Origin of the sequence: Pelagibaculum spongiae, assembly GCF_003097315.1 — a bacterium.
Classification (GTDB): Bacteria; Pseudomonadota; Gammaproteobacteria; order Enterobacterales; family Pelagibaculaceae; genus Pelagibaculum; species Pelagibaculum spongiae.
In genome coordinates this window covers 405355-428554 of the sequence record NZ_QDDL01000003.1, presented here as the reverse complement: position 1 = coordinate 428554, position 23200 = coordinate 405355, and the positions used below count along the sequence as shown (strand labels likewise).

Annotated in this window: 18 protein-coding genes and 7 tRNA genes; 21 read left to right on the top strand and 4 right to left on the bottom strand. The window is 43.2% G+C overall.

Annotation, left to right across the window (positions count from 1 at the left end; all coding sequences use genetic code 11):
* Positions 1 to 26: 26 nt before the first annotated feature.
* The 9 genes from csrA to DC094_RS22115 all read left to right on the top strand — a co-directional run bounded on the left by csrA (position 27) and on the right by DC094_RS22115 (position 1508).
* Positions 27 to 230, top strand: coding sequence for a carbon storage regulator CsrA (csrA, locus tag DC094_RS10825; RefSeq protein WP_116687111.1), 204 nt, complete (start codon positions 27 to 29; stop codon positions 228 to 230).
* A gap of 58 nt (positions 231 to 288) precedes the next feature.
* Positions 289 to 379 (top strand) — tRNA-Ser (locus DC094_RS10820).
* A gap of 35 nt (positions 380 to 414) precedes the next feature.
* Positions 415 to 491: transfer RNA gene (locus DC094_RS10815), tRNA-Arg, on the top strand.
* 54 nt (positions 492 to 545) lie between these two features.
* Positions 546 to 622: transfer RNA gene (locus DC094_RS10810), tRNA-Arg, on the top strand.
* A gap of 58 nt (positions 623 to 680) precedes the next feature.
* A tRNA-Arg gene (locus DC094_RS10805) sits at positions 681 to 757 on the top strand.
* Positions 758 to 827: 70 nt separating this feature from the next.
* Positions 828 to 918 (top strand) — tRNA-Ser (locus DC094_RS10800).
* Positions 919 to 953: 35 nt separating this feature from the next.
* Positions 954 to 1030: transfer RNA gene (locus DC094_RS10795), tRNA-Arg, on the top strand.
* 93 nt (positions 1031 to 1123) lie between these two features.
* A tRNA-Arg gene (locus tag DC094_RS10790) sits at positions 1124 to 1200 on the top strand.
* A 134-nt stretch (positions 1201 to 1334) separates the two neighbouring features.
* The gene (locus DC094_RS22115) at positions 1335 to 1508 is read left to right on the top strand and encodes a hypothetical protein (protein WP_158527290.1); all 174 of its coding nucleotides are present in this window, start codon (positions 1335 to 1337) and stop codon (positions 1506 to 1508) included.
* A gap of 927 nt (positions 1509 to 2435) precedes the next feature.
* On the opposite strand, the gene DC094_RS10785 is transcribed toward DC094_RS22115, so the two are convergent.
* A complete protein-coding gene (locus DC094_RS10785; protein ID WP_241504024.1) occupies positions 2436 to 3398 on the bottom strand; it encodes a tRNA dihydrouridine synthase in 963 nt (320 codons plus the stop codon).
* Between the two features lie 214 nt (positions 3399 to 3612).
* On the opposite strand from DC094_RS10785, the gene DC094_RS10780 reads away from it, so the two are divergent.
* From DC094_RS10780 to DC094_RS10755, 5 genes are all read left to right on the top strand, one after another.
* Entirely contained in the window at positions 3613 to 3867 is a 255-nt protein-coding gene (locus DC094_RS10780) for an OadG family protein (protein WP_116687110.1), read from the top strand.
* 49 nt (positions 3868 to 3916) lie between these two features.
* Positions 3917 to 5713 (top strand): sodium-extruding oxaloacetate decarboxylase subunit alpha, encoded by a 1797-nt coding sequence (oadA, locus tag DC094_RS10775; protein WP_116687109.1) that lies wholly within the window; start codon positions 3917 to 3919, stop codon positions 5711 to 5713.
* 10 nt (positions 5714 to 5723) lie between these two features.
* Positions 5724 to 7001, top strand: a complete 1278-nt coding sequence (locus DC094_RS10770; RefSeq protein ID WP_116687108.1) for a sodium ion-translocating decarboxylase subunit beta — start codon at positions 5724 to 5726, stop codon at positions 6999 to 7001.
* Between the two features lie 458 nt (positions 7002 to 7459).
* Positions 7460 to 8008 carry a GNAT family N-acetyltransferase gene (locus tag DC094_RS10765; RefSeq protein ID WP_133245521.1) on the top strand — a complete coding sequence of 183 codons (549 nt, stop codon included), beginning with the start codon at positions 7460 to 7462 and terminating at the stop codon, positions 8006 to 8008.
* Between the two features lie 617 nt (positions 8009 to 8625).
* Entirely contained in the window at positions 8626 to 8814 is a 189-nt protein-coding gene (locus tag DC094_RS10755) for a hypothetical protein (RefSeq protein WP_116687105.1), read from the top strand.
* Here the strand turns inward: DC094_RS10755 and mnmL (DC094_RS10750) are convergent.
* Positions 8811 to 9353 (bottom strand): tRNA modification radical SAM protein MnmL/YtqA, encoded by a 543-nt coding sequence (gene mnmL, locus DC094_RS10750; RefSeq protein ID WP_255420889.1) that lies wholly within the window; start codon positions 9351 to 9353, stop codon positions 8811 to 8813. The two genes, DC094_RS10755 and mnmL (DC094_RS10750), sit on opposite strands and share 4 nt — an antisense overlap.
* A 196-nt stretch (positions 9354 to 9549) precedes the next feature.
* Between mnmL (DC094_RS10750) and DC094_RS10745 the strand changes: the two genes are divergently transcribed.
* A complete protein-coding gene (locus DC094_RS10745; RefSeq protein WP_116687103.1) occupies positions 9550 to 10368 on the top strand; it encodes a hypothetical protein in 819 nt (272 codons plus the stop codon).
* Positions 10369 to 10521: 153 nt separating this feature from the next.
* On the opposite strand, the gene mnmL (DC094_RS10740) is transcribed toward DC094_RS10745, so the two are convergent.
* Positions 10522 to 11439, bottom strand: coding sequence for a tRNA modification radical SAM protein MnmL/YtqA (mnmL, locus tag DC094_RS10740; protein WP_116687102.1), 918 nt, complete (start codon positions 11437 to 11439; stop codon positions 10522 to 10524).
* A 368-nt stretch (positions 11440 to 11807) separates the two neighbouring features.
* Positions 11808 to 12707 carry a YopT-type cysteine protease domain-containing protein gene (locus DC094_RS10735; RefSeq protein ID WP_116687101.1) on the bottom strand — a complete coding sequence of 300 codons (900 nt, stop codon included), beginning with the start codon at positions 12705 to 12707 and terminating at the stop codon, positions 11808 to 11810.
* A gap of 515 nt (positions 12708 to 13222) precedes the next feature.
* On the opposite strand from DC094_RS10735, the gene fusA reads away from it, so the two are divergent.
* The 6 genes from fusA (at position 13223) to csy2 (ending at position 23197) form a co-directional block, all read left to right on the top strand.
* Positions 13223 to 15304 (top strand): elongation factor G, encoded by a 2082-nt coding sequence (gene fusA, locus DC094_RS10730; RefSeq protein WP_116687100.1) that lies wholly within the window; start codon positions 13223 to 13225, stop codon positions 15302 to 15304.
* A 217-nt stretch (positions 15305 to 15521) separates the two neighbouring features.
* Positions 15522 to 16379 (top strand): helix-turn-helix transcriptional regulator, encoded by an 858-nt coding sequence (locus DC094_RS10725; RefSeq protein WP_116687099.1) that lies wholly within the window; start codon positions 15522 to 15524, stop codon positions 16377 to 16379.
* 139 nt (positions 16380 to 16518) lie between these two features.
* Positions 16519 to 17523 (top strand): type I-F CRISPR-associated endonuclease Cas1f, encoded by a 1005-nt coding sequence (cas1f, locus tag DC094_RS10720; protein ID WP_241504023.1) that lies wholly within the window; start codon positions 16519 to 16521, stop codon positions 17521 to 17523.
* A complete protein-coding gene (cas3f, locus tag DC094_RS10715; RefSeq protein ID WP_116687097.1) occupies positions 17520 to 20903 on the top strand; it encodes a type I-F CRISPR-associated helicase Cas3f in 3384 nt (1127 codons plus the stop codon). The genes cas1f and cas3f overlap by 4 nt, the downstream gene beginning before the upstream one ends.
* Positions 20904 to 20942: 39 nt before the next feature.
* Entirely contained in the window at positions 20943 to 22295 is a 1353-nt protein-coding gene (locus tag DC094_RS10710; RefSeq protein WP_116687096.1) for a type I-F CRISPR-associated protein Csy1, read from the top strand.
* Complete coding sequence (gene csy2, locus DC094_RS10705) at positions 22292 to 23197, top strand: type I-F CRISPR-associated protein Csy2 (RefSeq protein WP_116687095.1); 906 nt, start codon at positions 22292 to 22294, stop codon at positions 23195 to 23197. The genes DC094_RS10710 and csy2 overlap by 4 nt, the downstream gene beginning before the upstream one ends.
* Positions 23198 to 23200: the final 3 nt, after the last annotated feature.

Genomic DNA, 23200 nt, shown 5'->3' with positions numbered 1-23200 from the left:
CATTTGGTTGTATATGGAGATTGAGAATGCTGATTCTGACTAGACGCGTAGGAGAGACACTAATGATCGGTGACGAAGTCACTGTGACTGTTCTTGGTGTTAAAGGTAACCAGGTACGTATTGGTGTAAATGCTCCAAAGGAAGTTTCCGTGCATAGAGAAGAAATCTATCAACGGATCCAAAAGGAGAAAGAGCAGGCCGCATCTGGAGACACTTTAGGCAATTTGTAATTGCCCGCACAAAAAGCTTGAAACCAAAAAAACTAGTGGTAGTATACGTGGCCGCAACGGAGAGGTGGCCGAGTGGCTGAAGGCGCTCCCCTGCTAAGGGAGTATACGTTAATCGCGTATCGAGGGTTCGAATCCCTCCTTCTCCGCCATTTTGTTTTAGTGGTATCGTTGCAGTGATTTATAAGCACCCGTAGCTCAGCTGGATAGAGTACTTGGCTACGAACCAGGCGGTCGTACGTTCGAATCGTACCGGGTGTACCATTTTTAAAAAAGGAATTGCATCGCAATTCCTTTTGTTTTGAATAAAGTTTTAATGCACCCGTAGCTCAGCTGGATAGAGTACTTGGCTACGAACCAGGCGGTCGTACGTTCGAATCGTACCGGGTGTACCATTTTTAAAAAGGGAATTGCATTGCATTGCAATTCCTTTTGTTTTGAAAAAGTTTTAATGCACCCGTAGCTCAGCTGGATAGAGTACTTGGCTACGAACCAGGCGGTCGTACGTTCGAATCGTACCGGGTGTACCATTTTACAAGAATTAATTTTCTTGTATGTTGCAAAAACATTGTTAAAAAGATAATGTTTCGCGGCAAATACGGAGAGGTGGCCGAGCGGCTGAAGGCGCTCCCCTGCTAAGGGAGTATACGTTAATCGCGTATCGAGGGTTCGAATCCCTCCCTCTCCGCCATTATTTTTAATGGCAGCAACAAGTAGTAATTTAATGCACCCGTAGCTCAGCTGGATAGAGTACTTGGCTACGAACCAGGCGGTCGTACGTTCGAATCGTACCGGGTGTACCATATTTTAAGAAGAGATTTAAAAGCCTCTTTTATCTTGAATTATTTAAGTAATTTAAGCATGTGTTGAAATACACATAATACAATAAGTTTTATGCACCCGTAGCTCAGCTGGATAGAGTACTTGGCTACGAACCAGGCGGTCGTACGTTCGAATCGTACCGGGTGTACCATCTTAGAAAGGAGATCAGAAATGATCTCCTTTTTTTGTGTTTGTCTGATAGGAAAATTAGAAAATTTTGAAATCAGAAAACTTTTTTGTTCTGAATCGTTCTAAAATATCAGAAAGCAGATATGGAGGCCGATTATGAAGGGCAAGATTGTTGATATCAGCAGCAAACGAAATGAAGCTGATCTTAAGCGTAAAGCAGAAAAATTAGATCAAATGAAAGATCGCTTTAAAGCTGCCCGAGCAGTTGATAAAGACGCACCAAAGAAAAAACTATTAAGCATTTTTACCCGCAACAAGCCCAAGCGCTAAAATGGCTAATCGACTCGGTCGATATCCGCCCAGTTCACCGTAAAGTCTTTAAAATTATAAATGATGTCTGGCTGGTCCTAAATGAGTGCTTATCTCAGCACAGTGGTAAGTTGCATTCTCTTTTTCATCGATCGGTGCGGCATGACAATCGCCTTTGCTAACTGTTCTATGTCTGTCTTCCCATCACCCTGTCTGCTAAATACTGAAAAGAAACCGGGCGGCCGTCAGCAGTCGTAATGGTTTGATGAAATCGTAAGTGTCCCCAGCATTTTTTAGTATTGCCCGTGCCCATATCGGTCGAGGAACGATGCACTGTAGTGAGCAACCAAAGCGGAGAAAAAACTCGACTGGAAAGCTCAGTATGGTTATCAGCCAGTGTTAGATATGCTTGCTCGGCAGTGGTCTGAAGTATCGCCAGTTGGAGGATATTGAAATCAGTAGGTGATATTTTATTATTTAATGCGAGTTTTTTAATGTGATCATTAAATAGAAAAGAATAAGATTATTTCTTTTTATCTTGAAGTGTTCGATGAACAATAGATGGGTGGTTTTGGCGGCGTAAATCCCATTGATAAGGGTCTTGGAATTAAATAATACACCGGTTGCTAATTATTCAGCTTTACCTGTGAACATATGAGGGAATTCTATAGTTTTGCTCTCCCTGCTTATGGATACCCGCCTTCCATGGCGAGCATGACGGAGTGACTAATGAAGCGCTGTAGTTTACAGCATACTCCGAGCTGTCATTCCGGACAGGGAAGCCGGAATCTATGTGCCAGGGATGGTAGCTCCGCTCCAGAAAATCATTTCAAAAACTGAAACTGTTTAGGGTAATTTAAAATTTCTGCGGCCCTAAAGCAGAAAAAGGTTCTTTTAAACGCTAAGGGGCTGTATCAATCAGACAAAAGCCCCAAGCGCGACAGTTGATTAAATGGCGTTTTGAATAAATTTTCCAGCAGTCACTGAGCATTTCTCTTTTTTTATCTGCTCGAATAAAACATCGGCCTCGATATAGTGTTTAGCTAATTCCCTGATCCATTGTTTAGTTCTGGAAACTGCATGTTTCCCCAAGCCTTTTTCTATCAGAAATTGATGATATTCATCGATCATTTGCAAAATTCTTGGCCAATCAACCAGTCTGCCAGTAGACACTTTTCCTTGTAGCGCCTGCTCAATTTCTAGCGCTAACCCTGGGTTATAAACAATACCGCGACCAATCATTACTGAGTGGCACTCAGATATTTCCAAGCAACGAAAATAATCATCAGCTGTTTTTATGTCGCCATTAGCGACTATGTCGATATTAAGTTGTTGTTTTGCTTTTGCTAACCATTCCCATCGAGCAGGATGTTTATAACCATCAACCCGGGTGCGCGCATGAATAGTGAGCCAATTGGCACCGGCTGATTCGGCTGCCGGGGCTGTTTCGTAGATTAACTCTGGGTCATCCCAGCCTAGGCGTAATTTTGCGGTGACTGGAATTTCTTTTGGTACAGCTTGTCGAACCTGATTAATTATCTGATAAACCTTTGTTGGCTCTTTTAATAATAGAGCGCCACCGCCATGTTTATTAACGGTTTTAGCCGGGCAACCAAAATTTAAATCAATACCAATTGCGCCAAGCTCTGCGGCTTTTGCCGCATTATCTGCCATGGCAATTGGATCGCTGCCTAATAATTGTAAATGAACCGGAATACCGCTTTTGGTCTGACAATTATTAGCCAGTTCCGGCATGATTCGAGTGAACACTTTTTGAGGATAAAGTTGGTTAGTCACTCTAAGGAATTCAGTTGTGGCTAACTGAAATCCACCCAGTCGTCCCAGCAAATCACGTATTGCCGGATCCAATAGACCTTCCATCGGTGCCAGCTGGATCAGGGGTGGACTCATAAAGCGACCTTGTGGTCTGCTTCCAATCAGATTTGCATCAGAAGTCTTTGTGTTTCTGGGTATAGGTTTGATTTGCGTCATAGCTATAAGGTAAATTGACTGCGTTTTTTTGCCCGGAAGCAGCAAACAAAGAATAGTATTGTTTCAGGGCGGCCATTCTATCTGCGAAAGCGAGCGCAGGCTATGAAGGTCATCTAAAAAGGGGTTACAGGCAATGTCAGAAATTTTGCTTGAAGGGGTCGAAATCATGCTGATAGGCATGGGGACGGTCTTTGTATTTTTGGGCTTATTGGTAGTTGCTACCAGTACCATGTCCCGACTGATCACCCGAATGCAGGGCGAGCCTGAGACGATTGCAGCCACTACGGCACAGCAATCTAAGCCGAAAAACGGCCAGGTAACTGATCCTGCATTATTAGCAGTGATATCCGCTGCAGTTCACCAGTTTCGAAGAAAACACAACAAATAATTTTAATCGGTCTTCAGACTGAGTCAGTTCTGATGGAGGTGTATTTGTCATGGCCAAAAAGCCGCTGGGTATCACAGAAGTAGTGTTGCGTGATGCGCATCAGTCCCTACTGGCGACGCGTATGCGAATCGAAGATATGTTGCCGATCGCCGAGAAATTGGACAAGGTCGGTTACTGGTCTTTAGAGACATGGGGTGGCGCTACATTTGATTCATGCATTCGTTATCTGGGCGAAGATCCATGGGAACGTTTGCGTCAATTGAAAAAAGCAATGCCAAATACCAAACAGCAGATGCTGTTTCGTGCACAGAATATTCTAGGTTATCGGCATTATGCTGATGACGTAGTAGAAAAGTTTGTTGAGCGTTGCGTTGCCAATGGTATGGACGTGTTCCGTATTTTTGATGCGATGAATGACATGCGCAACCTGGAAACCGCAGTTAAATCGGTGATCAAGCAAGGGCGACACGCCCAGGGCACCATTTCTTACACGGTTAGCCCAGTGCATAACATCGACATGTGGGTTGATATGGGTAAGCGTCTGGAAGACATGGGTGCTCATTCAATCGCAATTAAAGATATGGCCGGTTTGTTAAAGCCTTATGTGGCTGAAGAACTGGTAACTCGCTTGAAAGCGACCTGCGACATTCCAGTTGGTTTGCACTGCCATGCAACCACTGGCTTGAGTACCGCAACCATCGTCAAGGCTGTTGAATCTGGCATTGATATGGTCGACACCTCAATTTCTTCCATGAGCATGACCTACGGCCATTCGCCAACCGAATCTGTGGTATCGATTTTTGAAGATACCGAGCGTAATACCGGTCTGGATTTGGTGTTGCTTGAAGAAATCGCCACCTACTTCCGCGATGTGCGTAAGAAATACGCCAGTCGCGAAGGCTCGTTGCGCGGTATTGATGGCCGAATTCTGTTGGCGCAAGTGCCAGGTGGCATGTTGACCAATATGGAAAGCCAGCTCAAAGAGCAAGGCGCAGCGGATCGTCTGGACGAAGTATTGCTGGAAATTCCTAAGGTTCGTAAAGATCTCGGTTACATCCCTCTGGTGACACCAACTTCACAAATTGTCGGCTCTCAGTCAGTACTTAACGTGATGAGCGGCGAGCGTTACAAGGTGATTACCAAAGAAGCGGCCGGTGTTCTGAAAGGCGAATATGGCGCGACTGCAGCACCGGTTGATGCGGCGTTACAAGCACGGGTTCTTGATGGCGGCCAGCCGATTGCGTGCCGTCCAGCTGATTTAATTGAACCTGAGTGGGATAAGCTGCTGGCAGAAACTAAAGATCTGGCGGAGAAAGAAGGCTTCAAACTGGCTGATTCCGCTGAAGATGATGCTTTGATTTATGCCTTGTTTCCGCAAGTTGGCCTGAAGTTCCTGAAAAACCGTGGCAACGCCGATGCATTTGAACCGGCTCCAGGTAAAGAACCCGCGCCAGTTGTTCCAGTTGCGGCACCAACTGCTTCTGCGGCGGCAATTGGCCCTGAAACTTACACAGTTAAGGTTTCTGGTCAGGCTTATGTAGTGGAAGTTAGCGAAGGGGGTGATATTGGCCAGGTAATGGCTACACCAGCATCAACGCCAGCAATGGCTCCTGCGGCACCTGTTATGGGTGGTGGTGAGCCGGTACCGGCACCTTTAGCCGGTAATATCGTCAAGGTTCAAGTATCTGCAGGCCAGATGGTTGGCGAAGGCGATGTGATTTTGCTGATGGAAGCGATGAAAATGGAAACCGAAGTACGGGCATCTAAAGCCGGTACTGTGAGTGAAATTTGTGTCAAAGATGGCGATGCGGTTGCCGTTGGCGATCCTTTGATCAAGCTGGGATAAGGACTGGAGTATGCAAGAGAGTTTATTAAAGCTCTGGTACTCAACCGGTTTTGCAAATATTGAAATCGGCCAACTAGTAATGATGCTAATTGCGCTGGGTTTGATGTTTTTGGCAATTCGCAAGGGCTTTGAGCCCTTGCTGTTGCTGCCAATCGGTTTTGGTGCCCTATTGAGTAATATTCCCGGTGCTGGCTTATCGCTGGATGCTGCGGAATATGTCTTAAAGTACGGAACAAACGAAGCAATAGAATCGATACGTCTGGTGCTGGATGGTGTTAGCTACAAAGAAGCCAGCTATGAGTTGCAGCATTTAGCGCAAGAAGCTGCGATGGCAATTGGCTATGACCATGGCTTTATCCATAAATTCTACTTAGTTGCGATAGGTAGTGGTGTGGCACCCTTGCTGATTTTTATCGGCGTGGGAGCGATGACTGACTTTGGTCCGTTGTTAGCCAATCCGAAGATGATGTTTTTAGGTGCGGCAGCCCAGTTTGGTATTTTCACCACCTTGCTCGGTGCTTTAGCGCTTAATTCGATTCCTGGCTTTGGCTTTACACTGTCAGATGCTTCGGCAATTGCGATTATTGGTGGTGCCGACGGCCCCACGGCAATTTTCCTTGCATCGCGATTGGCACCAGATCTTTTAGGTGCAATTGCGGTAGCAGCTTATTCGTATATGGCATTGGTGCCGATTATTCAGCCACCTATTATGCGACTGCTAACTACCAAAGAAGAACGTGGCATCGTAATGAGCCAGCTACGGGTTGTCTCGCATCGTGAGAAGATTTTATTCCCGATCGCAGTGTTATTACTCTGTGCTTTCTTCTTGCCAGATGCGGCACCATTAATTGGTTGCTTCTGTCTCGGTAACTTGATGCGTGAATCCGGTGTGGTAGATCGTTTAAGCAAAACTGCGCAAAACGAACTGATCAACATTGTGACCATTTTCCTAGGCTTGTCAGTTGGTTCGAAATTATCAGCCGATAAATTCTTATCACTGGAAACGCTCGGTATTTTGGCATTAGGTGCTGCGGCATTTAGTGTTGGTACTGCGGCAGGCTTGATGATGGCTAAGCTGATGGGCAAGTTCAGTAAAGAGCCTATCAACCCGTTAGTAGGTGCGGCAGGTGTTTCGGCTGTGCCTATGGCGGCGCGAGTGGTTAATAAACTAGGGCTTGAAGCAAACTCTCAGAACTTCTTGTTAATGCATGCGATGGGGCCAAACGTAGCCGGTGTTATCGGCTCGGCAGTTGCAGCGGGTGTATTGCTGGCAATTGTTGGTGGCTAGATAGCTTCATTGATCGTTCCAAAAGCCGCATCTGAATTTTCAGGTGCGGCTTTTTTGTGCGCAAAATAAATGTAAGGTATTTTTGATGCTTTGTTTTAATAAAAATGGGCGTGCTGTGGAGGTGGTTCTGCTGAGGGGCTGTTCGGGTATTTAATCTAAAGAATGGCACGCCCCAGGTAATTTTGTCACTGTAGTGGCAAGAAAAACGTGTATATGATTTTTGTGTCCGAAGACACAAGTTAAGGCATAGTAATCGTTTTCTTTGCAGGTGTTGGGACGAAAATTTGGGGGTTACATAGCTCAAATTTAGCTCCTTGTGCTAAGTTATTCTTTGGGTTTGGATGCACTTTAGTAACGAAGCAAGGTGCTGTTTATAAAAAAAGTGGGAGCGTATTATTTTATCACTAATACATGAACAGTTGGTTTTGCACGCTGCTGCCAAGAGTGTGAAGTTAGTTATGACTCCTGCAGGGAGTCCTTTTTATTACCATATGGATCCATTTTATAATGTTAGCTTTGAAAGAAGGAAGTCTAAAATAAAAGAATCGAAGCAATCTGAAACTAGTGATATGAGGTTTCAAATTGCTTTATTTCATAAAGAAGAAAAATTTGCTGCCAAAATTGAGTTTGTATGCTTGAGTTCCGAAGAGTTAGCAGTCGACGAGTTTGATGTTGCTCTGGCATACAGAGGGAAGGGCTATGGTAGTTTGTTAATGGCTGCTATTTTTAGTGTCTCTATCATTAATCATATAGAAAAAGTCGTCCTGTACGATGTCTCCCATAATGATGGTATGTATGAATATTTTGGTTTCAAATACGTATCAGATGATAACGATATGGAAGTTCCTTTTTTCCTACAGCAGGGCCCTGCCAACCCAGGTGTATTTTGTTATTATCCAAACTTGTTTCTTTTAAAAAAATTAACAGGGAATGATGATAATGTGCGGATGGTAAATATTGATGCAGGGATTTTTTTTCAAAAGATGAGTGCGGTCAATACTGGGTGAGTTATGTTATTTATGGACGAGTGAGGTTGAAATCACTGTTGTTATTAATCACTAATGTAGTTTACTTGGCGATTGTAAGTCGGTTAAGGTGAAGTGAATTATCTCAGGTTGTCGATAAATAGTACTGAAATTCTAAGTGTACTCTTGAAAGGTAATGGTCATGTTTGCACTAAAAATAAATAAGAGGTTATAGGATAAAGCTCGCTCTATGGGGGTGAGGCTTGTTTGTTACCTTTTTTTGGATGAGCTTGTCAATAAAATTTGTCATTATAGAAAAAAGAGTATTTTTTTTGAAAACCCTATGATGAGATTATATAGTCTGGATTATCTTAGTGCTCCAGATGCATCATTTACATTGATGTTAGAAGAGTTGGCAAAGAAAAACACTATATGCTCTATTGCCTTTCTCAAATTGCACCCCAAACTAATCAAGTAAAAATAGAGCAAATACAAGTACATCAAAAGCAACTTAAAAAAGGGTGTGCTCGATTTTTGATGGCGACAGTTATTGACTTGGCAAAAAACAATAACTTGCATTCAATATTTTTTTTGATTATGCACCATTTGAATTTTATGAAAAATATGGTTTTTCACATGTTGCTATGTCTGGGGTAAGGATGCAATTGATTACTCAGGGGCCTGCAATTTCCGGGCGGCAATTTAGTCAAGGAAATGTTTTCTTAAAGAGGTATATAGGTGTTGATGCTGATGATGTTCAGTATGTTTATATACCATGTGGTGCAGAAACAATTCCTTCTGTTTCTCTGAATGAAGTCTTGCCAAATGAAAAAGTAACCTACTTCTAGTTAGTAGATAAGATTTTCAATTTACTTCCCTGTACCCCTTCCACCGCCAAAACCTTAGCAATTTTACTGCTAACGCCGCGTGCGGTGGTACACCATTCTGGTGCAATCAAAGTCGGTCGGCGTGCCTGGGCGGCAATGCGGTGATACACCACATGGGTCGGTGTCCGCTGAATCATTTCTGCCGCTAGTGCAATGTAATCATCTTCTTCCATCACTTCTAATTCACCCGCCGCATATTGCTTGGCCATTAAACTGCCACGCACCACCATTAATGGGTGCAATTTAATGCCGTCAACGCCGACTTCAATAATTCGGTCTAGCGTAGTGTGGCAGTCAGCTGCAGTTTCACCGGGCAAGCCGAGAATTAAATGGGCACATACCTGAAATCCTAAAGCTTTGGCTCGTTTTACCGCATCGATATAGGCATCAAAATGGTGGCTGCGATTAATCAGATCCAACGTATGGTTATGGGATGTTTGCAAGCCTAGTTTCAGCCAGACTTTATCGTCTATCGCTTTGAAAAAATGATAGAAAGACAACCCTTCGATGGCCGGTCATTTTGGGATGTCGTTCTAGCTTCTCTTCGAAATAAGTAATCGCAAAACATTTTGTCGGCCTGTGGTTTATGAGGCGTTTACATTGAAGTTGCCAGTGATAGTGTTAAAACTCATATTATTCCTTGAATAACTACAGTCCGGGTATAACCTTGTTATGTGACAATCATAAGGAAGAGCAATGGACTGTTCAGGTTCAAGTTTCACAAGTGAGTTTGTTGAGGCTCGGCAGCAATTTCACCAAGAAACTTATATGAGATTGAATGCAAAATTTAACCCCGAAATTTTCATTAGGTTTAATCAATTAGCTAATTTTGCAATTAAGCAAGTTTATGAACCTGTTATTGCGAGCGGTGAGCGTCAGTCTGTTAGAATACCGTGCCCTGATATGGGAGGATTTTGTATGGGTTTAGGTATTATGATGGTAATGTTTGGTGGAAATTTTGAAGAATTCGTAAAAGCGATTGCAACGCCGCGGGGGTTTATCCATGTTCAACAAATACAAAAAGGTTATATGGCTTTATTTTTTGCACAAACTTCTAAAATAAATGATGTGAATTTTTTGAATTGGATTAATTCATCTAGATGCTTATCCAAACTGCTCAATAAAGATTTTAGCGTTAGAGATACAAAATCAATTTCATTAGCTGATAGAATCATATGTGAAGACCAAGAGTTCGAGTGCAAAGAGAATGGTGGTTGTTGCTTTCATGTAGTGCTGCAAGGTGAAAATTTTTCGCATGCATTTATTGCTATTTGGGCAATTAATGGTGTTGCTGTATTTGATCCTAATGTAGGATATTTAGCATTTGAAAATGCAAGCATAAGAGTTGATATAAATTCTGGTGAATATTATAAAATTCCACTTTTAAATGATTTGCTATTTGAATTTATGAAATTGTATAAAGAAAAATATCAAGGAGGTCGTGGTCAAGATATTTTTCATTCAACTCCAATTTATTCTAACAACCCAGTGCTTATATCGAAACCAGTTGTGTAGCGTATAGCTTTTTAGATAGCTTGTTTGCAGTTTAAGATCACCATAAATATGAGGCTTCCTGTATTGATAATCCTTGATATATCTCAATCTTATGTGAAGCAGAAACAAATCCTTTTGTCTCTTCAAATAAAATTTTCCAAAAGAAAAAACGATTTAAATTTTAGTAAAACCACCTAATTTACTTCCCTGCACACCACTCACTGCCAATACCTTGGCAATTTTACTACTAGTACCACGGCCTGAGCTACACCATTCTGGTGCAATCAAAGTCGGTCGGCGTGCTTGGGCGGCAATGCGGTGATACACCACGTTGATCGGTGTCCGCTGAATCATTTCTGCCGCCAGTGCAATATAATCATCTTCATCCATCACGGTTAATTCACCCGCCGCATATTGCTTGGCCATTAAACTGCCACGCACCACCATTAAAGGGTGTAATTTAATGCCGTCAACGCCGACTTCAACAATTCGGTCTAGCGTAGTGTGGCAGTCAGCTGCGGTTTCGCCGGGCAAACCGAGAATTAAATGCGCACATACTTGTAATCCTAAAGCTTTGGCGCGTTTCACTGCATCAACATAGGCATCAAAATGATGGCCGCGATTAATCAGATCCAATGTGTGGTTATGGGATGTTTGCAAACCAAGCTCCAGCCATACCTCATAACCCATCGCTTTGAATTCTGCTAATAGCTCAAGTGTTGCATCGGGCAAACAATCGGGGCGAGTGCCAACACAAAGCCCAACCATATCTGGGTCTTGTAGCGCTTCCTGATAAAGCTGGCGAAGCACTTCTGATTCAGCATAGGTGTTGGTATAGGCCTGAAAATAAGCCATGTAATTATTGGCGCGTAATTTTTCACGCCCGGCATTTAGCTGGCTATCAATCCCGGCTTTGCGCAATGACTGGTCATGGAAAGAAGCGTTATTGCAAAAGGTGCAGCCGCCTCGGCCTAGCGTGCCATCGCGATTAGGGCAGGTAAAACCAGCATCGATGCCAATTTTCTGCACCGGAAAGTCGAAACAGCTTTTCAGATGTTTACCAAGGGTGTTGATGTATAAGTCAAGTTGCATAGTGAACGATGTGGCGGGGCAAAAGAGTGCAGATGCTATCAGCATCAATATGATAAGCAATGATGTATAGCACGGATGTTAATGTTGTCAGAAGCTTGCTATCTCGATAAACGAACCCATTTAGAAATGTAAAAAGTAGGTAGGACAAAATAAGTGAGGCATGCTTGTTTTGTAAGCTTTAATTGTTATATGGAAAATTTTCAATCAGTTATAGCTATTTCTACAGTGGCGCTAGCCGAGAGCTGTTTGTTTTCTAGTTGGCTGTGAATTTTTTAGAAAAAGTGCGAGAATTATTTTTTAATGATTGGCTTTCAATTATCGAAGTTAGCTTGTGATGGTTGACGTCCATGTCAAAAAAAATAGCTTTTTTAAGCAGACCAAGTCGAGATATAAAAATTTGAAGTGAACATAGCTCCGTATGTCTCGCGCCAAAATAACTCAAACCATAAGGCGAATGACTGTTTTTTTGGGAACCAAAATTCACCGAAGTTTGGATCAAAAAAAGTTACATCATCGTCAACCCACAATGCAACTGCATGCCCTTGATTGGGACTTCGAAAACTGAATTGTTTGTAATGGCCCGAATTTTCAACCAATCGCATTGCCATTTCACGAGCATTAGTAGCAACAGAATAGCTAAGAGGTGTGGTGCTGCTATTGCTTCCTGGTGTGATGCCAGTAGAGGGTTTCATTCCAAACACTTCAAAGATAGTATCCACCCATTGATCGCCATCAATACCGAGCTCGTAGGAGGATAAGAAGTCTGCGTTGCATACGCCTATATAGCTAGCCTGTAAGTTGGTTAAATAGATTGCTGACGATAATATTACCTCATCATTTGGACCAATTAACCATGACCAGAAGTCACGCTCTTTAGCGTGGCAATATATCCAATATACGGCCATCCCCTTACATAGTCCGCCCCAACTTTGTCCGTTTGGAGTGAACGAAGGGTCGCGAAACCAATACCCTAAGCCATACCGAGTGTCATATGACCCTTGGCTGAATTTTTTTACTTGAGCGCCGCCACATCTTAATGCAAGGTTCGCTAATTTTTCTGATTGTTGACTAGGATTAACGTGACAGTCAATTAGATGTGGATGACTAATTGCGTTGGTATTTTTTTTGCTAGAAGGCGTTGGCTTAATTCTTCGTGGAATAAGCAGTGGTAGGCCGCCAGGAGCACTTGATATAGGGGGTACTAGCGGCGGGTAAGGCACCCTGCTTCTTGGTCTTTGTCTGGGTGGTAATGGTGGTGGTAATGCCATAAAACCTCACTAAAAAGTTTAAAATCATCCAAAGATGATAAATAACATTAAAATTAAGGGTTGCAGTAAGTGCTCTTGTGTATATTTTTTTAACATTTACTTAATGGAGTGTTGGCTTTCTATTAATTTCAGTCGAAAGGTTATGTTTTGTGATTAATGGCTGTGGCGAATTGATATTTTTTACGGGTGCTTGGGTGAGTTTTTTAATAATAATTGTGACCAACTTATAAGATAAAATTTGAAATCATTGAAAAGCGACAACCTATCTAGTTAGAGCTGTTAGTTGACTTATGTCATATTTCAAGGGTTGGGCAAGCGTATACTCAAAGACAAATAGTTCGATTGGCACAGTTTTTTGACCGTTTAATTCATTTCACTTACTTGATTAGTAAAGAGATCGCTGGATTAGAGGTTGTTGGTCGCTATTGCGCTGTGAGTCATGAGTTGATGACGAATAGAGCATGGTCGCCAGATAAATCCGGTTGCTCCTTTGCTTGCCCTTAAGGAGGGTTGCGATGGCCGGTTTTCACAGTGATCACATTCGGAATATTGCGCTGCTTGGCCATGCCGGCAGTGGCAAAACATCTCTAGCCGAAGCTTTACTAGCCCGGGTTCAAGGAAAAGAATCTATGGGCAGTGTTCTAGGAAAGAATACCATTTCAGATTATTCCGATCTGGAAAAACAAGCAGGCCATTCGCTAGAAACTTCTTTACTTCACTTGATTTATCAGCCTAAAAAATCTTCAAAACCTGCAGCGCCCAGCTTAATTAATCTGCTCGACACTCCCGGCTATAAAGACCTATTTGGCCGTGCAATGTCGGTATTGCCCGCAGTAGAAACCGTGGCGATTGTGATTAATGCCAGAAATGGTGTTGAAGCGGTCAGTAAAAAAGCCTGGAAACTACTAAAAGAATGCAATAAATGCGGTTTGATTATTGTTAATCAAATTGATGACCCAGAAGCTGATTTACCCGCAGTAATTGAAGAGATTCGCCAGCAATTGGGCGAAGACTGTTTGCCGATTAATTTACCTTGCCCCGACCGCACGGTAGTTGATTGTTATTTTGAGCCTGAAGATAAAGCGACATTATTTTCTTCCGTTGAACAAGCACATTCTGATTTAGTCGACCAAGTAGTCGAAATGGATGAGCAGTTAATGGAGGTTTATCTGGAGCAGGGGCAAAACCTCAAGCCAGAACAGTTACATGATCCATTTGAAAGTGCACTGCGTCAGCGTCATTTAATACCGGTTTGCTTTACATCAGCGATTACTGGAGCAGGTATTGATTCATTATTGCGGGTAATCAGTGAATTAATGCCCACGCCGCTGGAAGGAAATCCTCCCGAGTTCTTGTTAGGTGAAGGTGAAGACGCAGCACCGTTTACTTTAACCCATGAAAATACCGACACCGATAATCACCATGTGATTGCCCATGTATTCAAGCTCACCATGGATCCATTTATGGGTAAATTGGGTGTGTTTAGAGTCCACCAAGGAATTGTTCGTAATGGTAGCCAATTATTTGTAGGTGATGGCCGTAAACCCCTGCGAATTTCTCATATGGTTAAGCTGCAAGGTAGCGAGCATATTTCAATAGAAGAAGCCCACCCCGGTGACATCTGTGCCATAGCCAAGGCCGACAGTGTTTTCTTTGATGCGGTATTGCACGACTCCCATGAAGAAGATCATTTCCATTTACTGCCGTTGGAATTTCCAACGCCCATGGTCAGCGAAGCCATTGCCCCCACTCGCCAAGGCGATGAGCAAAAAATGTCGGATGTTTTGCATAAAATGGCAGCAGAAGATCCGAGTTTAAAAATAGAATTCCGCGAGCAGCAAAACGAAACGGTTATTCTTGGTTTGGGTGATATTCATTTAAATGCGGTGTGCGACAAAATGGCGCAAACCTATAAAATGGAAGTTTCTCGAAGCGAGCCGACCATTCCTTATAAAGAAACCATCTCCGGAAAAGCACAAGCGACTTATCGCCATAAAAAACAAACCGGTGGTGCCGGTCAATTTGGCGAAGTCTCTCTCAGAATTGAACCTTTGGAAACAGGCGGTGGCTTTGAATTTATTAATGCCATTGTTGGCGGTGTTATTCCGGGCTCATTTATTCCTGCGGTAGAAAAAGGCGTGCGTGAAGTTTTAGCGCATGGCGCAGTGGCCGGTTTCCCATTGCAAGATGTTCGAGTGACCTTGTTTGATGGCAAGCACCATAGTGTTGACTCCAAAGAAATCGCCTTTGTATCTGCCGGTAAAAAAGCCTTTATCGAAGCGGTTGAAAATGCATCTCCTGTGATTTTGGAGCCCTACGTCAACCTTGAAATTGTCGTGCCAGCCTCAGCCACCGGCGATGTAACCGGCGACTTAGCAGGCAACCGAGGCATGGTTACCGGCACAGAAACCCGCGCTAGCGGCAAACTAGAAATTCATGCCAAGGCACCTTTAGCTAGCTTGCGGGGTTATAGCTCACGGCTGAAGTCATTCAGTGGTGGTGAAGGTGAATATTCCATGGAATTGAGCCATTACGAAGCCGTGCCTTTGGATTTACAAAAACAGCTGGTTGCAGCGTTCAGTAAGGAAAAAAATTAGTAGAGCAATATAAAAACCATAATTGATTGCTAATAATAAAAATGAACGGCGTAATGAAAGTTGCGCCGTTTTTTTTGTTAATTATATGGTGCTTGGCTTGCATCTCGATTGTTATGGAGATACAAAGAAAACAAGTTGTGGCGTTTTGACGCAATAGCGTCAAAGGAGCTTTTTTTTGATGCAATTTATCTGATTTAGTCATCTAAAGGAAAACAATATGCCTTGTCTGGATAAACATCATTACCAGCTGCAACTAATTGAAATGCTTTTAAAGTGGCAAGGGCAATTGAACAGTAGTGATTTGACTGAAAAGTTATCAATATCCCGCCAAAGTGCTTCAGCGCTAATCAAGCAGTACAAAAGTCGTTACCCGCAGAATATGTTTTACGACAATCAACGAAAAACTTATCTCGCCTGCGATCAGTTTAAAGAACACCTAAGCTGTTCAAATTTATCTGATTATTGTCATCAGTTTATGCCAGAGCAGGTAGTCGATAGGCAGCCGAGTTCTAATGATTTTGGCCATAGCGTGGTACTACACGGCTTGCAAAGGAATGTTCAACCACACAACATTCGGCCTATTCTACAAGCGATTCGCCAGCAACAGCGCATCGATATTCAATATGCATCTCTAAGCAACCCGCAGTTCAATGAACGTATTATCAGCCCTCACAGCTTGATTTTTGATGGCCAGCGTTGGCATGTTCGTGCGTGGTGTGAAAAGAGAAAAGCCTTCCGCGACTTTGTTTTATCGCGAATTCAGCAGATTCACTATTTAGAAGGCCCCAGCCAACATGGCTCAGCTGAAGATAAACAATGGAACCAACTATTAGAACTGGAAATTATTCCCGACCAAAGATTAGACCCACAGCGCCAAGCCATTATTGCGCTTGACTATGCCATGCAAAAAGATGCCAGTGGCCAGCACCATAAAGTGATCCACATTCGAGCAGCGCTACTTATTTACCACATCAACCAAATGCGACTTAAAGGGTTGCATGATCACCCGCAAATACAACAAATCACCCTATCTTCAGAATGCCGTCAACGGCTGCAACCTTGGTGGCCAAATTAAATGGCTGCTAGCGCGGTGAAAGCCAAGTTCACTTATTTGCTTGTTTAGTGTGTAAAGAAATTTTACATGTGTATTTGTACAGTTGTAGTAATGAATGCAGTAGGTTGTTTTAATCAGGTTATTCATCTGGCTGTCGTTCATGAAAGAAGTAAGGAAAGAAGCAATGGAAGCACTCACTGACCTTAAAGCAATTCTTCACTCGAAGCGCGCCAATATCTATTACCTGGATAAATGCCGGGTGATGCAAAAAGATGGCCGAGTGCTCTATCTCACAGAGGCTGAAAAACAGAATCAGTATTGGAATATCCCAATTGCCAATACCACGTGCATCTTATTGGGAACCGGAACCTCAATTACCCAGGCCGCAGTGCGAATGCTGGCTTCAGCGGGTGTGCTGATCGGGTTTTGCGGTGGTGGCGGTACACCGCTACTGGCGGCTAATGAAGTCGAGTGGTTATCACCGCAAAGTGAGTACCGACCGACTGAGTTTTTGCAAGGTTGGGTAGGCTTCTGGTTTGATGAAGCTAAGCGCTTACACACTGCCAAACAGTTTCAAATAGCGCGTTTGCAGTATATGAAAAAAGTTTGGGGTAAAGACCGTGATTTACAACAAGCCGGTTTTCATCTGGATGACCCGCAAATGGAGTCTCTGTTAAACCATTACCCAAAAGCAGTCGCACAAGCAGCAAATGTAGGGCACTTGCTACAACATGAAGCCCGAGTTACCAAGCAGCTATATAAAATTGCCGCTACCTGCACCAAATATGGCGAATTTGTCCGAACCCGAGATGGTGAAGACAACGCCAATGCTTTTTTAAACCACGGTAACTACCTGGCTTATGGTTTGGCAGCAACCACATTGTGGGTGCTCGGTATTCCCCATGGTTTTGCAGTGGTTCACGGCAAAACCAGAAGAGGGGCTTTGGTGTTTGATGTCGCAGATTTGATCAAAGACACCTTAATACTGCCCTGGGCGTTTATTTGCGCTAAGGATGGTGCGACTGAGCAACAATTCCGTCAGCAATGTTTGCAAGCATTCACTGACCATAAAGCCCTGGATTTTATGTTTGCTGAAGTTCAGCGGGCAGCGTTAAACCAGAGCTGGGATGAGTTAGATGATTGTGCTGAGATAACCCAGCCATGATGGTGACCTTTGTATCTCAATGCCAAAAGAATGCGCTGAAGAAAACTCGCCGAGTACTCGATGCCTTTGCCGATCGAATTGGTGATAACACCTGGCAAACCGTAATTACCGAAGAAGGCTTGCAAGCGGTGCGTAAACTGCTGAGAAAAACCGCTAGTAAAAATACCGCAGTGAGTTGTCATCGTTATCGGTCACGTTCTTCAACAGAGCTTATGTGGGTGGTGGGGCGAAAAGATGCTTTTAATCTGCAAGGTCGAGTGCCAGTGAATACCACTCAGGTGAATCGAACACTACGAGATGACGCTGAAGACTGGATCTATTTACCACTAATTCAAGCTTTGACCGCGCTAGCGGCATTACTCCATGATTGGGGTAAAGCGAATCAGCAATTTCAGAGCAAGTTAAAAGCGGACTCAGGAAAGCCACAAGGCGATGCATTACGCCATGAATTTATCTCCTGTTTATTATTCAGAATTTTAATTGAGCAAACAGATGCTTCCAGTGATCAATCATGGTTGGAGTTGTTTGCAAATGGTCAGCTACTGCAACTGAATAGGGTCGAGACGAATACAACATTAGAAAAGCCCTTAAAAGATTTGCCGTTGATGGCGCAAGTCATCAGCTGGTTGGTGTTGTCTCACCACCGCTTGCCTTATCAAGATACCACCGCCGCGATCTCGCCCACCTTTTCTGATTTGCTCGATCAGATGGATAAAAACTGGGGATATTTTAACCCCAAAGCCAGCCAGACCTTACAAGCCTGTCTGGGTTTTGAATTTGGCGTGTTAAGCGAAGCAAAACTGTGGTTAAAACAGGTAAAACGCTGGGCTAGCAAGTTAATAACGTTACAAGCACAGCTAGAACAAGTTGCTGACGATGGATCGATCCGATTATTGCTGCATCACTGTCGGTTAAGTTTGATGCTGGCAGATCATTGCTATTCATCACAGCAGGTTAGTGGGAAATGGCACGGTGAGAAAAATCTGGTAGCCAATACTCGCAGTTATCAGGCGGATAATAAAAAAGGTTTCTATAAAACCAGCGAACCCAATCAGTATCTTGATCAGCATTTGTTGGGCGTGTGCGACGCCAGTAAAAGCAATACCCGATTACTGCCAATGATTGAAAATCGATCATTAAAGAGCAGCGATACTGCCAAGTTAAAAAAACGCAGCCCGCAAGATTTTCAGTGGCAAGACAAAGCAGTGCAGCAGATAAAAGCCTGGCAGAAATCTGAAGCAGACTATCAAAAACAGGGTTTCTTCGCGGTTAATATGGCCAGCACTGGTTGTGGTAAAACTTTTGCCAATGCCAAGGTAATGCGAGTGCTATCTAATGATGGCGATAGTCTGCGTTATATTTTGGCGCTTGGGCTGCGAACCCTGACGTTGCAAACCGGCGATGAGTACCGACAAAAAATATTCAGTAAAACCGATGGTGCAGATTTAGCCGTGTTGATTGGTTCTAAAGCGGTTAAGGAACTGCACCAAAGCGCAAAAGCAGAAAGCTTAGATGATGTATTTCAACAAACGGGTTCTGAATCCGCGCAGCCAATGCTGGCTTCGCAAGACCAAGTGATTTACGACGGAGAAATTCCTGAAGACGGCTTGCAAACCGTTTTAAAAAATGAAAAAGACCAAGCGTTTTTCCACGCTCCGGTTTTAGCATGCACCATTGACCATTTAATGTCTGCGGTCACTTCAAGCCGTGGTGGACGATATATTTTACCCAGCTTGCGTTTATTGTCGTCTGATCTGGTCATAGATGAGATTGATGATTTTACCGGTGAAGATTCAATTGCCATTGGTTGGCTGATTCATTTGGCGGGTATGTTAGGCCGCAAGGTAATGATTTCATCAGCAACCATTCCACCGGCAATGGCCGAGGGTTATTTCAAAGCCTATCAGGCAGGCTGGCAGATGTTCGCAAAAATGCGCAACAGAAGCAGTAAAGTGGGTTGCGCCTGGATTGATGAATTTAAAACCTCCGTCGAAAGCGTTTATCAACCAGATAATACTGAACTGTTAAAACAGTATCAGGCACATCATCAAACATTTATTAATGCCCGTGTAACTAAATTGGCAACCGAAATTGCCAAGCGAAAAGCCATCATTATTAAGGCTGAAAAACTGTTAAATTTGCAGCAACCAGAAAAGCTGGAAGGCTACCAGCAAACTATTTTAGATGCTGCGATTAACCTGCATCAGCAGCATAGCTGGAAAGACCCCGCATCAGAGTCTGATCGTTCTTTTGGCCTGAATATTTCATTCGGTGTTGTGCGCTGTGCCAATATTTCTTTTGCATTATCGTTAACTCGTTTTTTACTTGATTGCCAAATTGATTCAGATTACTGCTTGCGTGTAATGCCCTATCACAGTCAGCAAGTGTTGTTGCTGCGCAATGCCCAAGAGCAACATTTAGATCAGGTATTAAAGCGCAAAGAAAAAGCAGGTGAGCAACCGCAAGCTTTAGATAATTCAGTAATTCAGCAGCATATTGTTACAGCTAAAAAGCAAAGTGCTAAACAACTGGTTTTTATATTGGTAGCAACGCCGGTAGAAGAAGTGGGTAGAGATCATGATTTTGACTGGGCAGTAATTGAACCATCTTCATATCGCTCACTGGTGCAAATGGCTGGCCGAGTACGTCGCCATCGCAAAACAGCCACCGAGAAACCGAATATTGGTATTTTGCAATACAACTGGAAAGCGTTGGAAGATGGAGATAAGGCCAAAGCGTGTTATTTCAAAAAGCCGGGTTATGAAACCGGCAAAACAATTAAAATTGGCCGACGAGAAAAGCCGTTAAGATGCAATTCTCACAACCTCGAAAAACTCCTTGATGAATCGGTAATTGCAGAACGGTTTGATGCAACTACCCGTATTGACAGCACAGATAAAAGCAGTGGGTTAGCTCAATTAGAGCATGCTTCGATTCAAAATGACTTAACTTCCAATCATGACAGCAAGCCTGACACATTAGATGGTTATCTGACCCAATACTGGTTTTTAAGCAGTATTTGCCAACAAAAAATCCGCTTTAGAAGAAGTGAGCCCGGCATTCAACTTTATTTGGCGATGTCTGAAGATGAAGAAATTTTCTTTATTGAAAAGGATGATGCTGGTAAGCCGGTTCGCACAGAAGATGGTGAGCTATCCAATGTTGAAAAGTCACAAAATATAGAAAGATATTCTCTTGGGTTACAACAAACTCAGCGATTGTGGTTGAGTCGAGATTATCTATTGCTCATTGAGCAGCAAGCTGAAAAACAAAGCATTAGTCGTTACTACGCCAGCGTGCGTTATGGCGAATTGACGATGAGAGATTCAAAAAGCCAATGGCTGTACAACGATCAGCTAGGGCTGTTTAAAGACATTTAATTTTCCTCGACCCAAGTATTCAATATAAGGGAGGATCCCATGCCAGATCCGGCAATTAAGGCGTTTTTTGAAGAACGTAAAGACGCCTGGTTAAAAAAAGCAATTAAATCATCTGTAGATGATTTACAGCAACAACAAAAAATTACGGAAGGGGAGGAAAAGTTTTCATTTGAACAATGGTTGCCTGATGCAGCAAAGCGTTCGATGCAAAGAGCTTTTTCTACGCATCCAAGTACTTTCAGTCATTCTGCAACAGGGATCAGCGAAAGTAACAAGAAAAAATACACGTATGTTACGCCGATAATTTATTACTCTGGATTGAGTAATGACGGTTTCTTACGCAGTGGGAATGTTGAATCATCATTGAGGTTAGATTCATTAGGTAATGCAGCTGCATTAGATATTGACTCGTTTCTTTCGTTAGAAATGCAAGATGGCCAGAGTTTATTGCAGCATATTGAACAAGAAACCGAACTGGCTCAGTCGCTGTTGAATATCAAAAGCAAATCTTATGCTGAGCTGCGAGATGGTTTTTTGGCAATGACGGCAGCTGCCACTGAACAGGTTACTAGCTCTAAAATCAAACAGGTTTTTTTCCCAATTCCTGATGACACGGCAGCCGAGGGTTATCACCAGCTGTCGATACTCACTAATTCGGGCATTGTATTTGAAATGCGTCGTCGGTTAGATGCATTGCGGTTCGGGCTCGAACCAGAAAAAATGTCGGATGATGACCGGAAAAAATATCTGACCAAAGATGAGCTAAAGCAGGCAAGAGACAAACGTCGTAACAAAGCGTTTTTCGAACAATCATTTTCTGAAATTTATGGTTTAACCACCATTGGCTATGGCGGCACTAAACCGCAAAATATCAGTGTGTTGAATAATCAAAATGGTGGCAAAGCACATTTGTTGTTGTCTGTTCCACCGAATCTGCAGCAGCGGGATTTTAATTTTCCGACCCGAGATTTTTTTCAGCAGGCAGTTTCACCTTATCAGGCAAAAGAGGCATTTATTGCCTTACATAAAATCTTTGTGACCCATTCGGCTGAATCGGTTATTCCACTGAAAAACCTGCGTTCAAGACGAGACAACCGACTGCAACAGATTACTGATGTGATTATTCAGGCAATGTGGCAAGCCAGAGCCGTGGCTGGTGAGCAGTTTTCTACAGCCACTTCGCAATTACCTTTGTGGCAAAAAAAATGGTTAGGCGTAGAAGTTTCAAAGCCAGAAGAAACAAATGATTGGATGGATAACGTACTGGAGCAAATCAGTCGCTGGATTATTCAGGGTTATCGAAAAATCAATAAAGATCACTGCACGCTAGGCGATGCAGAAATTCAATTCATTCATGCCTTTGTTGAACAATATCGGGAGGCATTGCGATGAGTAGTGACTATCTGGTTATTCCCAGAATCAAGGTGCATAACGCCAATGCGTTATCCAGCCCTTTTACTGTTGGTTTTCCTGCGATGACGGCTTGGTTGGGTGCGGTGCATGCTTTGCAGCGAAAGCTCAATCAGCAATCGATTACAGCAGAATTTTCTGCGGTAGGTGTGGTGAGCCATGCGTTTGATTTGCAAACCTATCAGGGGGCGGGTGACTTTGTTCACTCGATTATTGGTACCGCTAACCCACTAGATAAAAATGGTAATCGCCCGGCATTTATTGAAGAGGCACGCTGCCATTTAACGGTTAGCTTGGTGATTGAAATATCGGCAATGACCGGTGAGCAACAAAACCAGCTTATAGAAGGTGTTCAGCATTTACTTAATGCGCGAATGAAAATTGCCGGTGGCGACATTTTACAATTTCAAACACCATTTATTGCCAATGATTTTACTCAGTTTAGAAATCAGTTAATGCCAGGTTATGCGATTGTTGAACGGCGAGACCTGATGGTTGAAGCGATGGAGCAGGGCGAAGATGCTTTGGATGCTTTGATTGGTTATCTCCAAGTTGAAAATCATTGCCAGCCAGCGGAGGTCGACGATCAAAACCCGCCAGATGAAAAAGCAAAAGTTATCTGGTCACGTCAGCGTAAAGAGAATGCTAAGGGATGGCTGGTTCCCATTGCCACAGGGTTTCATGCAATCAGCCCATTGGGGCAAGCCAAAAACCAGCGAGACACTGATGCACCACACCGATTTGCTGAAAGTCTGGTGACGCTAGGTGAATTTAAAATGCCCTATCAGCTAGAGCAGGCCAGTGATTTGCTCTGGTATTACGAAACAGATTTAACCAATAACGTTTATTTATGCCAACAAGCGCCAGAAGCTGACGGTTTTTAATTC

Excerpts from the sequence above, each read along its gene's own strand:
- csrA (WP_116687111.1), top strand. The coding sequence starts at position 27 with ATGCTGATTCTGACTAGACGCGTAGGAGAGACACTAATGATCGGTGAC.
- DC094_RS22115 (WP_158527290.1), top strand. The coding sequence starts at position 1,335 with ATGAAGGGCAAGATTGTTGATATCAGCAGCAAACGAAATGAAGCTGAT.
- DC094_RS10785 (WP_241504024.1), bottom strand. The coding sequence starts at position 3,398 with ATGAGTCCACCCCTGATCCAGCTGGCACCGATGGAAGGTCTATTGGAT.
- DC094_RS10780 (WP_116687110.1), top strand. The coding sequence starts at position 3,613 with ATGTCAGAAATTTTGCTTGAAGGGGTCGAAATCATGCTGATAGGCATG.
- oadA (WP_116687109.1), top strand. The coding sequence starts at position 3,917 with ATGGCCAAAAAGCCGCTGGGTATCACAGAAGTAGTGTTGCGTGATGCG.
- DC094_RS10770 (WP_116687108.1), top strand. The coding sequence starts at position 5,724 with ATGCAAGAGAGTTTATTAAAGCTCTGGTACTCAACCGGTTTTGCAAAT.
- DC094_RS10765 (WP_133245521.1), top strand. The coding sequence starts at position 7,460 with ATGACTCCTGCAGGGAGTCCTTTTTATTACCATATGGATCCATTTTAT.
- DC094_RS10755 (WP_116687105.1), top strand. The coding sequence starts at position 8,626 with ATGCAATTGATTACTCAGGGGCCTGCAATTTCCGGGCGGCAATTTAGT.
- DC094_RS10745 (WP_116687103.1), top strand. The coding sequence starts at position 9,550 with ATGGACTGTTCAGGTTCAAGTTTCACAAGTGAGTTTGTTGAGGCTCGG.
- mnmL (WP_116687102.1), bottom strand. The coding sequence starts at position 11,439 with ATGCAACTTGACTTATACATCAACACCCTTGGTAAACATCTGAAAAGC.
- DC094_RS10735 (WP_116687101.1), bottom strand. The coding sequence starts at position 12,707 with ATGGCATTACCACCACCATTACCACCCAGACAAAGACCAAGAAGCAGG.
- fusA (WP_116687100.1), top strand. The coding sequence starts at position 13,223 with ATGGCCGGTTTTCACAGTGATCACATTCGGAATATTGCGCTGCTTGGC.
- DC094_RS10725 (WP_116687099.1), top strand. The coding sequence starts at position 15,522 with ATGCCTTGTCTGGATAAACATCATTACCAGCTGCAACTAATTGAAATG.
- cas1f (WP_241504023.1), top strand. The coding sequence starts at position 16,519 with ATGAAAGAAGTAAGGAAAGAAGCAATGGAAGCACTCACTGACCTTAAA.
- cas3f (WP_116687097.1), top strand. The coding sequence starts at position 17,520 with ATGATGGTGACCTTTGTATCTCAATGCCAAAAGAATGCGCTGAAGAAA.
- DC094_RS10710 (WP_116687096.1), top strand. The coding sequence starts at position 20,943 with ATGCCAGATCCGGCAATTAAGGCGTTTTTTGAAGAACGTAAAGACGCC.
- csy2 (WP_116687095.1), top strand. The coding sequence starts at position 22,292 with ATGAGTAGTGACTATCTGGTTATTCCCAGAATCAAGGTGCATAACGCC.